The organism is Fibrobacter sp. (assembly GCF_017551775.1).
Lineage (GTDB): Bacteria > Fibrobacterota > Fibrobacteria > Fibrobacterales > Fibrobacteraceae > Fibrobacter.
Window position 1 is genome coordinate 13,511 of the sequence record NZ_JAFZKX010000029.1, and the last position, 12,370, is coordinate 25,880.

Sequence of the window (12,370 nt, forward strand, 5' to 3'; positions counted from 1 at the left end):
GTCATGCTGAGGACGCTCAGCATCGGATATAAACATTCCGACCCTGAGAGTCCTCAGGGTGACGAGGACGACCAAGTCCTCAGGGTGACGATGGAGATAGTCCTCTGGGAGACTCAATCAAGTAATTCCACGTGCAGGTGTTCGGCTTCGCCCTTTTCCCATAGCACGCGGGCACGGCCTTCCAAGCGCTTCTGCGACATGTCGATAACACTCCGGCGTTCCTCGGGCAACAGTCCCTTCAGGCGGAAATCGAGCGCCTTGTTCTCGTAGTGTTTTGAATTGCGGGCATGATACGGGAAATCGTTCCCGCTTGTTATCACCGGCACGTATTCATACCCCATGACGGAGTGAAACACGTTTATCACCTCCAGCGCGACAGAATCCAGAGCCGGTTCCATGCTTTCGAGGTACACGCCATGCTTCTGCTTGGTACGCTGGAGCACGAGCCTGTGAACGGCACGGCTGTTAAACGGCATTTTCTGCGCCTTCAGGCTGCGCAGGTAGGCTTCCGCATCAAAAACGGGCACCTCGACAACCACCGGTTCATAGTGTGGCACGGAGCGCTTGTTCGTGTGAATAAGCCAGCAGACGCCTCCGAGAAGCAAAATGGCCAGAAAAAGCGGTATTATGGCGAGACACTTCATTTACACGGAAAAAAATAACTATTTTGAGAAGCATGAAAAAGCTAATCTCTCTCGCCGTTCTTTCCATCGTTCCTATGATTTTCACCGCCTGCGGGCAAAATGCGGACAAGGGTTCCTTCGTCGGCTACTGGCAGGGTGAAGCCAACACCATCTTCGAAGTGCTGACCGAAAACGGACAGGACTTCATCATCCGCAACATCCACGGTGACCTCACCGCCAAAATCGAAGATGGCGAACTCCGCGGCAAGAACGACATGGACATGGCCTACTCCATGAAGGTCAAGGGCGATTCCGCCTACTACCTCTTCGCCGACATCACGACCGGTTACAAGAGGATTTCCAAGGACGAATACGACAAGATCTTCGCGACGCTCTCGAAGCCCGCGATCCAGTAAGCAGAACGGCCAATAGCCGCTCCGCTACTTTCCGTTCATCGTTTCGATAACGATTTGTTCAAGTGCCTTCTGGTTAGGCACTCCGCTCCATACACCCTTGATATAGCCTTCGCTGTCCAGGAGCATCAGCGTGGGTACGGCGCGTATCCCGTAACGGCGCCACAGATCCTTTGTTGCATCGCGGTATAGCGGATAAGGCGAGCGGTGCTGTTTTTCGTAGAACGCGTTCAGCGTCGAAAGGTTCTCGTCGGCAATACCGATGACCTCGAGTCCCTGGTTCCCGAGCTTCGCATAGATGCTCTCGAGTATGGGGAGCGTCTGGCGGCAGGGGCCGCACCAGGTCGCCCAGAAGTCGAGCAAGGTCGCCTTGGGCTTAGCCTTGCGCTTGTCGCCGTTCTGGTAGAAGTTCTTGCCGAATTCCGCCATCTTGCTTCCGATAGCCGAACCCGTAAGGCTGCTGATATCGTCGGGCCTGTCGGTAAGCTTCACCTTGAGGTTCTTCTTTTTTCCATCGCGCAAAATTTCGACCGCGACGGTCGAACCCGCCTTCGACGACGATATCACCGAAGTAATCTGGGACATGTCGTTGAGCGGCTTGCCCGCAAACCCGATGACCTTGTCACCCGCGACAATACCCGCGGCAACGCAGCCCGAACCGGGATGCACGCCCTTCACGTCGAGCGCAAGGTGGTTCTCATATTCCGTCTTCTTGAAAATAAGCCCGAGCCACGGGCCCGCAAAAGACGGGACAGCAAAAAACAGGATTGCAAAAAACGCGATTAGTCGAAACATCTAAACGACCCCTCTAGAAAAACAGAATGGAAAATCTCGCATGAAGGAAGAACCGAACCGGTTCCATATACGGTCCGACAATATTCATCTTCTCGTTTTCCTTCTCGACCGGATGCCCAGCGACAACGCTTCCGTAGAATTCGAATCGGCCGAAGAGATCGGCCTTCTTGAAAAAGAGCATATCGCGACCATAGCCAAAGGAAATCACCGGCGAAAAATACGTCTCGTCGTAATCGAGATAGAACGCCGACACAGCGAACTTCAGGTAGTCATCGTGTCCGCTGCGCATGAGCGAACCCTTGAAATACCAGTGGCAGTCCAAGCCGAACTCGAGAAAATCCGCGACAAACGGAACCGTACCATAGAGCCCGAGCGAAACATTCTTGTGCACCCTGTATTCGGCATCGAGACTCACGGAACCGTCGATGGACTTTAGGTAGTAAAGGAGCGAGGCTCCCCCGCCGAAAATAAACGAAGGCAGCGGCCGCTCGTCCTTGGAGGCGCCGTCCTCGATGGGCAGTCCCATGAAATCGTCCGCATGGCCCAAAGCTATGGCGAACAGGAGAACCGCTGCTGTTTTACGCAGGAAATTCATACAAACCAATCCCAAACACGCTACTTCTTCGGATTGCGGTCGTCGTACTCGCCGAGCGACTTGTATCCGTCATTCAGCATCGCATCCATGAGTTCATTGCGCATGGCATGCGCCGCCATCCAGCGGAAGGCGACCACGGAATAGCACTGCACGGCATCTACACCCATCTTGATGAGGTCATAAACCTTGTAGCCATGGTCTATGCCACCACAAGCGATGATGCTCATCTGCGGGTAGTGTTCGCGAATGTACTTCACGTTCCACACCATGTTCTCGAACAGCGGACGGCCCGACATTCCACCGCAGTCTCCGTCGGCACGAAGCGGCGTCAGGTCTTCGAACTTCGCGTTCACGGGCAGTTCGCTCAATTTCGCGGTCGGGTATGTATTCCCGATTACCACGCCATTCACTCCGGTGCGCACGAGCATATCCATGATGGATATCAGGTGGCGTTCCGAAAGGTCGGGGCTGAGTTTCGCGTATACGGCCTTGCGCAGTCCAAGCCCATTGCGGAAGTTCATGATTTCGGTAAAGATGCGTTCCGAGAAACTCATATCCAAATCGACGCGGGACTCGCCCGTATTGGGGCAGCTCACGTTGATTTCGATGTAGTCCGCCGCGCGGTAGGCAATCGAAAAACTTTCGATGATATCCTTCAGTTTTTCTTCGGGGTCAACAAGCCCCGGCGTCTCGGCGACAGAAATGCCGACGCAGAGTCCGGCCTTGTGCGCCTTCACGAGCTGCGCATCCACGCGCTTCGCGATGACATCGACACCCTCGTTGTTGAGGCCCATGCTGTTGTGGATGGCACGGTCTTCTTCCAAAAATCCTATGCGGGGCCTATGCGTGTTGCCTTCGCGGAAATGGCGAGTCGCAGTCCCTACGGTAATGCCGCCGAACCCGACGTTCGCATAATCCTTGATGCGTTCCGCCGTCTTGTTCGCACCCGCGGCCAAGATAATGGGACAGCCCAGGTAAAGCGAATTGCTGTGGTCCGAAAAAGTGATGACTCGGCGCAGCGGCTTGGTCAAATCCGGACGCCCGCCCATGAACGGAATGAACGGCGCGAAGCGCGCTACATACTTGAACGAATCATGGCGGAACTCCGGCGAATTGTGGAAGATCCGGCGGATAAGGGCAAGAACCTTGTCGCTAAAGCGCAAATAATATTCGTGGTTGATACAATCATTTCCCATATTATTTAAATTACAAAAAAAAAGAGGTCAAGATAATGAACCGCAACGTAGAAAACAGAATCCACGAGAATTTTCCCAAATACATCGAAGCCCTGAAACAGCTAGTCCGCATCCCTTCCATCAGTTTTGACAATTTTGACCAGAAGTTCGTGATGGACAGCGCAGAAGCCGTAAAGGCCATGTTTGCCGAAGCGGGCTTCACCAACATCCAGTTCCTGCTTCCGCCGAGCGGAAGGCCCACGGTCTACGCCGAGAGCCTAACCGGTGCCGACAAGCCGACCATCCTGCTCTACGCCCACCACGACGTGCAGCCCCCGATGCGCGAGGCCCTGTGGAAGAGCGCACCGTTCGAACCCGAAGTCCGCGGCGACAGGCTCTACGGACGCGGAACCGCCGACGACAAGGCGGGCATCATCACGCATATCGCCGCAGCGCAGCAAGTGCGCGAGCTGCTCGGGGACAAGGGACCGAACCTGAAATTCATCATCGAAGGCGAAGAGGAATCCGGCAGCGCCGGGTTCGAAGAAATCCTCGCAAAGCACGCGGAACTCCTCAAGTGCGACGCGGTGATCGTCGCCGACCTCGGGAACTTTGCAAAGGGAGTCCCCTCCATCACGACGACACTCCGCGGAATGAGCGCCGTGAACGTCACGCTCCGCAGCACCAAAACGCCGCTCCATTCCGGTAGCTGGTCGGGCCCGATTCCCGACCCCGCACAGGCGCTCTGCCGCATGATTGCATCGCTTACCGACGAACGCGGGAACATCGCCATTCCGCATTTCGAAGACGGGCTCGTGCCCCCCACCGAAGAAGAACTGCAGTCGTACCGCAGCCTCGGATACGGGGAAGCCAAGTTCCGCGAAGAAAGCGGTGTCTTGAACAAAGTAAGCCTTACCGTTCCCGACGAAGAAATCCTCGAATCGCTCTGGCGCAGGCCTTCCATCGTGGTGACCACGATGGAAGTGGGCAGCCGGACGAATGCGGGCAACGTTCTCCAGGATTGCGCCTACGCGAGAATCGGCATCCGGCTGGCCCCCGGCATGAATGCCGGCGCCTGCACCGACATGCTAGTGAACTTCCTGCGCCAAAACACGCCGAACGGACTCGAAATTTCAATCGACGTCGAAGACGGCGCGAACCCGTTCGTGACTGACATCGCCCACCCCTTCTTCAAGAAGATGAGCGACGCCATGAAGGAAGCCTACAGGACCGAGCCGAAATTCATCGGCTGCGGGGCCAGCATCCCCGGCGCGGAGCTCTTCCGCAAGACCTTCGGGGACATTCCTATCCTGCTCACCGGCCTCGAAGACCCGGAATGTGCGGCCCACGGCGAAAACGAGAGCCTCTATTTGCCCGATTTCGAGGCAGGAATCACCGCAGAAACACTATTTTTCATCTCGCTGGCCTAAAAACACCCAAAAAATGCACGCTTAACCGCTATAGGCAGAACTTTCCGTACAAAGCATATGCTATATTGAGAAGGTATGGATAAGAAACTGGTTGTACTGACGGGCGCAGGAATCAGCGCCGAATCCGGACTTCGCACATTCCGCGGAAACGACGGGATGTGGGAGCACGAGAACATCGAGGACGTCTGCACGCCCGGTGCCCTCCGTCGCGACCCGAAGCGCGTGATGGATTTCTACAACTTCTTGCGCAAGGGCCTCCCCGAGCACAAGCCGAATGCCGCCCACCTCGCGCTCGCCGAACTCGAAAAGCGCCTGGGCGACCGCTTTTTGCTCGTGACCCAGAACGTTGACGACCTGCATGAGCGGGCCGGCAGCAAGCGCGTACTCCATATGCATGGCGACCTGATGAAACTCCGCTGCATACAGGACCCTGAACATGAATTCATGTTCGACGGCGAGGAAACTCCCGAAACCAAGTGTCCGTTCTGCGGTGCAGGTACGCGCCCCGATATCGTTTTCTTCGAGGAAGTCCCGCTCTACATGGACCAGATACAGGACGCCCTGCGTGACTGCGACGAGTTCGTGTATATCGGTACCAGCAGCGTGGTCTACCCCGCGGCCGGTTTCAAGAATTACGCCAAGCGCTTCGGCGCGAAGGTAACCTGCCTCAACCTCGAGATTCCCGCCCACGACCCGGATACCGACGTGTTCATTCAGGGCAAGGCGACCGAAATCGTGCCCAAGTGGTGCGAAAAGTTTGAGTAAAGAAATGCGCAGCCGATGCGCAACATGATTAATTTGTACAAAATGCCGCGAATCAGCGAATCCGAAGCCCTTGACCTGTTTTTAAACGCCCCGCTCGACGAACTCTGCGCACGCGCGAACGCCGAAAAAGAACGCCTGCACGGCAAGTCCGTATACTGGGTAAACAACCGCCAAATTAACTACACGAACGTGTGCGTATTGCACTGCAAGTTCTGCGCCTTCTCGAAAATCAAGAAGGACAGCCCCACCGCATACGACTGGGATTACGATACCATCCGGAACAAGGCAGCCGAAGCAATTGCCGGAGGCGCACGCGAGTTGCACATTGTAGGCGGGCTCCACCCCGACCATCCTTTTGACTATTACATCGACATGCTGCGAAAGCTCCGTGGGGAATTCCCGAAGGTAAACCTGAAGGCGTTTACCGCGGTCGAGATTTGCCACTTCGCAAAAATTTCCGGACAGACGCCCGACCAGATCATGGCGACCCTCAAGGACGCGGGCCTGGACGCCCTCCCCGGAGGCGGCGCCGAAATCCTCGTGCAGAGCGTGCGCGACCAGATTTGCCCCGGCAAGGAAACTGGAGAGGAATGGCTCGAAGTGCACCGCGCCGCGCACAAGCTCGGAATCCCGACGAACGCCACCATGCTCTTCGGGCATATCGAAAAGCCCGAGGACCGCATCGCCCATATGAAGATGCTGCGCGACTTGCAAGATGAAGCGCCCGGATTCTTCGCGTTCATCCCGCTCGTGTACCATCCGGAACACAACGCACTGCACAAGATTGTCCCGAACATCACGAGCGAAGAAGACATTCTGCGCACGGTCGCTGTCGCAAGGCTATTCCTCGACAACTTCCCGCATATCAAGGCCTACTGGATTCAGATGGGCATCGAGACCGCCATGAAGGCGCTCCATTCCGGAGCCTCCGACCTGGACGGAACAATTATCGAGGAAAAAATTACGCACGCCGCCGGCGCCACCGTGCCCGTGGGCATGAGCCCCGATCGCATGAAGTCGCTTATTGTAAACGAAGGCCTAGTCCCCGTCGAACGCGACGCTTTATATGAACAATTTTCTTAACGAAAATCGTTCTTTAGACTAGGAGAGGCTCCGCCCCTCCTAAAACCTTCCTTTCCCAGATGCATTTTTTTCTTAATGAAAATCGTTCCCCCCATACCCTTTTTCGGTTATTTTATCAGGAATATTGCACATTGCACACCCCTTTCTCTCTGATCTTCATATATTGAGAGAATGATGTCGTGTACCCGAATTTTATCAGCCATCTTGATTCTCGCAGCGTTTTCGCTTGCCCAAGGCATCGGTTCCGAAAAAGTCAATTTCAACAAAATGAAAGTGAACCCTGCCGAAATGCAGAGCGAGCTGAACACGCGCGAAGACTTGCTGCAGGCCTTAAAGACGGGCAATACGACCAAGGTCGACAGCGCCCTTCACGTTCTGTCGTACGAAAAGATTCCAGAATCGGCGATAGACAGTCTGGAAATTCTCCAAATCAACTTGATAATGGGGCGTTACGACTTGGCAGTCCCGCAGCTTGCAAACATCCTTATGAAAAAGGACAAGAAAGTCCGTTATTCCTTTGCCAACGATTCCCTATTCCATTATCTCAGAAATGAGACACGATTTGCCGCCCATTACAGAGACCGTCCATACGACCGAGACCGCAGAGAGAGACTCAAAAAAGCAAAAAAATACATGACCGAAGCGGCACAAGCGAACTTAAAGCAGGAATATAAAGATCTCGCTTCTATCCTTGCGGATTTGCTCCCCTATTATGAATTTTCGGATAAGGGTCAATGGATATATCTCAGCACCGTATTCAATGGCATCAGTACAGACAGCCTTGCCAATATTGTTGCAGTACGAACAGAAGATTGGGTGAATTATCATCAAGAAATGGACACGGTTGGCGTATTGTCGCTGTTCGAAAAAATGCGAGCGTTCTACAAGAAGTATCCGGAATCGGAGTATTCCGACTGGATATACCAGAAAATAACGAGCCTCAATAAACACGTAGAAGGTTACAAGCGGTACAGGAATTACTATTTAGACAAACTTTATACCGGTGGCTTGGGACTTGAAGCCTTTATAGGAAGTTCAGCGGCTCTTGTAGTCGGCATTCCCTTACAATACTCACGATTCATCCTCACTCCGTCGTATATATATGACAATAACTCATATAGAACAAGAGACGGTTCAAGAATTGAGGCCAATAATCTTGACAATTTCTTCGTTACGGCCGGTTTTGATGCGTTCGAAAACAAATGGTTTAAAATCCAACCCTTTATCGGCGGATACGAATTTTTCACGACGGGCTTACAAGCAGATTTCCGATTCTGGATGTCAAAAACCCTCGGAAGCGAATTCCATGATGGGACATACCTATCCCTTAAGTTCCGCTATATGGGAATCTATTACACCTCCGAAAAAACGACAGAAAACGCAATCGCAGAAGACGATCGAACAAAAGAAAAAAAATGGGGCAACTGGTTCTTTGCGGGCATAGGCGTCCATTTCTGGTAGAGTGATTTGTTTTTTTGCCGAAATCTTCATATATTGAGAGTATGAAATTGTATACCCGTATTTTATCCGTACTCCTGCTGTTTGTAGCGTTTTCCTTCGCCAACATAACGCAGGATTCCTCCGTCAATCGTTTCGACAAGCTCAACGACCTTGCCGTCACAGACAATTCCACCATTGCGGCAACGGCCGATTCCAGCGCCTTGAATTCTACCGATAGCGCAGCTGCCTCCAAAATAACAACCGGCAAAAAACGTGCCGTCTGGATCAAGCTGGAAGGCGACGTGGAACCCTCCATGTACGACTTCTGCGCCCGCGCCATCGCCGACGCCCTCAAGGAAAATCCGGATTACATCGTATTCGAAATCAACACCTTCGGAGGACGCCTCGACGCCGCCTTCGACCTGGTCGATACCATCATGGCGGTCAAGGGCCCCGAGACTATCGCCCTCGTGAAGAAGAAGGCCATCAGTGCAGGTAGCCTCATCGCTCTCGCCTGCAAAAAGCTCTACATGCTCGAAGCGACCACCATCGGCGACTGCGCCCCCATCGTGCAGGGCGGCGACGGCACACCGCAAATCGTCGGCGAAAAGATTCAATCCCCGCTCCGCGCCAAGTTCAGGAACCTCGCCCAGCGTAACGGCTATCCCGAGCTCCTGAGTTCCTCGTTCGTGACTCCGGAACTCGAAGTCCTCGAACTCACCGCCAAACTCGACAAGGGCAAGAAGACGGAACGCGACACGACGTTGATTATCGAGGGGCAAAAGTACGCCGTCCTCGACAGCGCCGAAAAGAAGTTCTGGGGCGCACCGAAAATTCTCGTGAAGAAAGGCGAACTCTTGACCATGACCGACAAGGAAGCCATGGAACTCGGGTTCTCCAAGGGAACGTTCAAGGACCGCAGCGAATTCGAAACGACGCTCGCCATCGAGAATGCGCGCGAAGTCGAAACCACGCTTGGCGAAGACATCGCCTCCGCTATCGCGGCCATTTCGGGCATCTTGCTGATTCTCGGTTTCGGAGCCCTCTACATCGAGTTCAAGACACCCGGCTTCGGGCTGTTCGGCATTATCGGCATCATTCTCGTCGCCATCGTGTTCCTCGGGCAGTTCGCCCCGCAACTCGACGGCTACATTCCCGCAATCCTCCTCGTCGCGGGCGTAGTGCTTTTCCTCGTCGAAATATTCGTCATGCCCGGGACATTCCTGTTTGGCATCGGCGGCATCATCTGCATGATAATCGCGCTTGCGATGTCGTTCTCGCCGGCGGAGATGCCTGAGTTCGTGCCCGAAACTGTCGAGACCTCGTTCGACGCTACCCCATGGCTATTCGGCCTGCTATACATGCTATGCTGCGCGGCGATTGCGCTCGTATTTCCGATTGCCGCAAGCAAGTACCTGATTCCGCTTCTCCCCGAAGGCTGGACTCCCATGCTCAAGGAGGACCTCGAGACTGCGGCCTCCCCCACTGAAGCCGTGCAGGAAGTCAATGTCGGCGATGTAGGACTTGCAAAGACCTTCCTCCGCCCCGTAGGCCAGGCGAGCTTCACCATGCCCGACGGTTCAACCAAGCTGTTCGACGTGCAGACACACGGCGAGATTATCGAGGCGAACACCCCCGTAAAGGTAGAATCCGTACAGGAAGGCCATATCTGGGTGGGCGCAGCAAACGAATAACCGCCCTACTTGTGCGGGTTTGTCGATAGGTACATGCGGATGACATCCATCTGCTGCGGAGTAAATGTCACATTAGTTTCATCGGACTGCTGCGGATACATAATGTCACCCAATTCCATCGTATGATCCAGCCCAAAGAAATGGCCCAATTCATGTATGGCGACATTGCCTATTGTCTGCGATGACAGCGTAAATTTGCCGGACTCATAATGAGTCGCCAGAGTCACATGACTGGCCCCCCATTCCGATCCGTCATAATAAATCGTTCCCGGCTTGGGAGAAAAGCCCAAGGACGATTCGTTCTCATTTACAATATAGTATCCCAGAACCAGCATCATCTCTCCCTCGTGACCGGGCCAATGTCCCAATTCAAACAGCGGGTCGTCATCGTTCGAACTCGCATGAGGCACAATGTAGGGCTCGTCTTTCGCGAAGTTCTTGCCAACAGTCGGGTGGTCCTTTGCATACAGGATATTGATATTGCGGGCATGAATCCCGCCCGGATTGAGGGCCTGATTCAAGCGCGCTAAAATCCTTTCGGAGACTTCTTCTATGGAAGCCTTGTCACTTGTACCCATGAACTTCCCAACAACGACAAGGTTCACATCAAAATCAAGTGGCCACACCTTATCGCTGTCAAAAACCGATACGTTTTTCACCTTCCCCGTATATGCGGAAGTGTCGCTATTGTACAGAGCAAGCGCGGTAAACCATTCTCCCGGATTGATTTCATCCATGTCTATCGGATAGTACCACCGCCCCTCTTTTTCGATACCCTTGACAAAACATTCTATACTTGCGGAAAACGTAGATACCTTGAGTATCGGCGGAGCATTCCCGTTCTTGTCCATACTGAAGACATAACGATTCGACTTCGAATTTTCAAAATGGAAATAAATACTGTCGGAAGCCGGAAGAATTTTATTTAGATAAAGATACTTTCCCCACCGGATTTCGAACGAATCCCGGACTTCGGGTTCGTATTCGACAGAATCAAACATGTCCTCGAAGAAATAAGGAACATATTTCCATTCCTTAAATGTCCAGCCACCGTCAACATAAGAATGGGTAAAGCCGACCTCGTAGTCCAATTCGGTACAATCACCATCTCCCGAAACGCATGGATTAGAAATCACACGCGAACATCCGGACGCAAAAAGGGAAAATGCGAACAGCAACAGTACAAAATTCAATTTTTGTCGCATTTTTTTCCTTTTTTGGCGGTTAATACCTATATACCCTTTCCAATATAATCTCTAATTCCACACAAAATACGGGAAATCGGAAATTTTCCGAAAAGGCTTTCCAAAAAGACCCAAAAACCGGTCTTTTTTCTGAAAAAAAAGTATATTAGTTTAGGTTATTTCAAATTGGAGAAAACTAATGGATACTCTTCTCATCGTTGGAATCATTATCGCGGCGATTGCCGTCATCATCCTGCTCGCCTTCGTAGGCAAGTTCTTCAGCCTCTGGCTGCAGGCATTGTTCTCCAGGGCGAACGTGAGCATTTTCCAGCTCATCGGAATGCGCCTGCGTAAGGTGCCGCCCCAGGTGATTGTGGAAGCCCGCATTTTGAGCTGCAAGGCCGGCCTTCCCGTCGACACGAACCTGCTCGAAGCCCACTACCTTTCCCGCGGTAACGTGCTCCGCGTGATCCAGGCCCTCATCGCCGCAAACAAGGCGAACATCAAGCTCGACTTCAAGGAAGCCGCCGCCATCGACCTCGCCGGCCGTAACGTGCTCGAAGCCGTGCAGATGTCCGTGAACCCGAAGGTCATCACGACCCCGAAGGTTTCCGCCGTGGCCCTCGACGGTATCCAGCTGCATGCCGTGACCCGTATTACCGTGCGCGCCAGCATCCAGAAGCTCGTCGGTGGCGCCGGCGAAGATACCGTGATTGCCCGTGTGGGTGAAGGCATCGTGTCTTCCATCGGTTCTGCGAAGAGCCACAAGGACGTGCTCGAGAACCCGAACATGATTTCCAAGAAGGTGCTCGCCTCCGGCCTCGATGCCGGTACCGCATTCGAAATCCTTTCCATCGACATCGCCGACGTGGATGTGGGCCAGAACATCGGTGCTATCCTCGAGACCGACCGTGCCGAAGCCGACAAGAAGATTGCACAGGCAAAGGCAGAAGAACGCCGCGCCATGGCTTATGCCGCCGAACAGGAAATGAAGGCGAAGGTCATGGAAATGAAAGCCAAGCTCGTCGAAGCCGAAGCCCAGATTCCGATGGCCATGGCATCCGCACTGCGCGACGGCAAGCTCGGCGTGATGGACTACTACAACCTCAAGAATATCGAAGCCGACACGCAGATGCGCAAGGAAATCGGAGCTGCTCCGGAAGCGAAGTAGTA

At 53.6% G+C, this 12,370-nt stretch carries 12 protein-coding genes; 7 read left to right on the plus strand and 5 right to left on the minus strand.

Annotation, left to right across the window (positions count from 1 at the left end; genetic code table 11):
• Window positions 1-113: 113 nt before the first annotated feature.
• On the minus strand, window positions 114-644 hold the full coding sequence (locus tag IK012_RS03465) for a hypothetical protein (RefSeq protein ID WP_290950546.1): 531 nt from the start codon (window positions 642-644) through the stop codon (window positions 114-116).
• A gap of 32 nt (window positions 645-676) precedes the next feature.
• Here IK012_RS03465 and IK012_RS03470 point away from each other — a divergent pair, with 32 nt between their 5' ends.
• Window positions 677-1,039, plus strand: coding sequence for a hypothetical protein (locus IK012_RS03470; RefSeq protein WP_173378244.1), 363 nt, complete (start codon window positions 677-679; stop codon window positions 1,037-1,039).
• A gap of 24 nt (window positions 1,040-1,063) precedes the next feature.
• Here IK012_RS03470 and IK012_RS03475 read toward each other — a convergent pair whose 3' ends face one another.
• Genes IK012_RS03475 through IK012_RS03485 form a run of 3 tightly spaced genes read right to left on the minus strand, consistent with a single transcriptional unit; the run spans window position 1,064 to window position 3,622 of the window.
• The gene (locus IK012_RS03475; RefSeq protein ID WP_290950549.1) at window positions 1,064-1,831 is read right to left on the minus strand and encodes a redoxin domain-containing protein; all 768 of its coding nucleotides are present in this window, start codon (window positions 1,829-1,831) and stop codon (window positions 1,064-1,066) included.
• A 13-nt stretch (window positions 1,832-1,844) separates the two neighbouring features.
• Window positions 1,845-2,426: a hypothetical protein gene (locus IK012_RS03480; RefSeq protein WP_290950552.1), complete on the minus strand. Its 582-nt coding sequence runs from the start codon at window positions 2,424-2,426 to the stop codon at window positions 1,845-1,847.
• Window positions 2,427-2,446: 20 nt separating this feature from the next.
• The gene (locus IK012_RS03485; protein ID WP_290950553.1) at window positions 2,447-3,622 is read right to left on the minus strand and encodes a dihydroorotate oxidase; all 1,176 of its coding nucleotides are present in this window, start codon (window positions 3,620-3,622) and stop codon (window positions 2,447-2,449) included.
• Between the two features lie 35 nt (window positions 3,623-3,657).
• Between IK012_RS03485 and IK012_RS03490 the strand changes: the two genes are divergently transcribed.
• From IK012_RS03490 to IK012_RS03510, 5 genes are all read left to right on the plus strand, one after another.
• Complete coding sequence (locus tag IK012_RS03490; protein ID WP_290950555.1) at window positions 3,658-5,031, plus strand: M20/M25/M40 family metallo-hydrolase; 1,374 nt, start codon at window positions 3,658-3,660, stop codon at window positions 5,029-5,031.
• A gap of 75 nt (window positions 5,032-5,106) precedes the next feature.
• Window positions 5,107-5,796 (plus strand): NAD-dependent deacylase, encoded by a 690-nt coding sequence (locus tag IK012_RS03495; protein ID WP_290950558.1) that lies wholly within the window; start codon window positions 5,107-5,109, stop codon window positions 5,794-5,796.
• A 42-nt stretch (window positions 5,797-5,838) separates the two neighbouring features.
• Window positions 5,839-6,879 (plus strand): aminofutalosine synthase MqnE, encoded by a 1,041-nt coding sequence (gene mqnE, locus IK012_RS03500; RefSeq protein ID WP_290950561.1) that lies wholly within the window; start codon window positions 5,839-5,841, stop codon window positions 6,877-6,879.
• 171 nt (window positions 6,880-7,050) lie between these two features.
• Window positions 7,051-8,340, plus strand: coding sequence for a hypothetical protein (locus IK012_RS03505; RefSeq protein ID WP_290950563.1), 1,290 nt, complete (start codon window positions 7,051-7,053; stop codon window positions 8,338-8,340).
• Window positions 8,341-8,381: 41 nt separating this feature from the next.
• Complete coding sequence (locus IK012_RS03510) at window positions 8,382-10,013, plus strand: ATP-dependent Clp protease proteolytic subunit (RefSeq protein ID WP_290950566.1); 1,632 nt, start codon at window positions 8,382-8,384, stop codon at window positions 10,011-10,013.
• Between the two features lie 5 nt (window positions 10,014-10,018).
• Here IK012_RS03510 and IK012_RS03515 read toward each other — a convergent pair whose 3' ends face one another.
• Window positions 10,019-11,149: a matrixin family metalloprotease gene (locus IK012_RS03515; protein WP_290950569.1), complete on the minus strand. Its 1,131-nt coding sequence runs from the start codon at window positions 11,147-11,149 to the stop codon at window positions 10,019-10,021.
• A gap of 247 nt (window positions 11,150-11,396) precedes the next feature.
• Here IK012_RS03515 and floA point away from each other — a divergent pair, with 247 nt between their 5' ends.
• The gene (gene floA / locus IK012_RS03520) at window positions 11,397-12,368 is read left to right on the plus strand and encodes a flotillin-like protein FloA (protein WP_290950572.1); all 972 of its coding nucleotides are present in this window, start codon (window positions 11,397-11,399) and stop codon (window positions 12,366-12,368) included.
• The last annotated feature ends 2 nt before the right edge of the window (window positions 12,369-12,370 follow it).